The following is a 293-nucleotide window of genomic DNA, read 5'->3' on the forward strand; positions in this document are numbered from 1 at the left end:
GAACCCTGCTGCTTTCCACTGACTTCTACACTAGTTTGAAGCTCTCTAAATTGACGCTCCAACTGCAGATATTGCTGCTCTTTTTGCCTATTCTCTGCAATCAAAGTCCTCAGCGTATCTGACGTCGAATCACTAATAGCACCAACACTGTCATTCACCCCAATGAATGACGGTTCCTGCACACCAGATTCCTTTGGTGAAGAATCTCCACCCAAAACCGAATATAAGATCAACCCACAACAAACGAGTGACCCAACAGACAAAACTACTTTTTGATTCATTTGGTATAAACC

At 43.0% G+C, this 293-nt stretch carries 1 protein-coding gene; it reads right to left on the minus strand.

Annotated features, from left to right (window positions below):
• Nucleotides 1–182: hypothetical protein (locus AB4585_RS23325; RefSeq protein WP_372171159.1), on the minus strand; the 182-nt coding region annotated here is incomplete at its 3' end.
• Nucleotides 183–293: the final 111 nt, after the last annotated feature.

The sequence above is a fragment of the Vibrio sp. 10N.222.49.C9 genome, from assembly GCF_041474985.1.
GTDB classification, from domain to species: Bacteria; Pseudomonadota; Gammaproteobacteria; order Enterobacterales; family Vibrionaceae; genus Vibrio; species Vibrio crassostreae_C.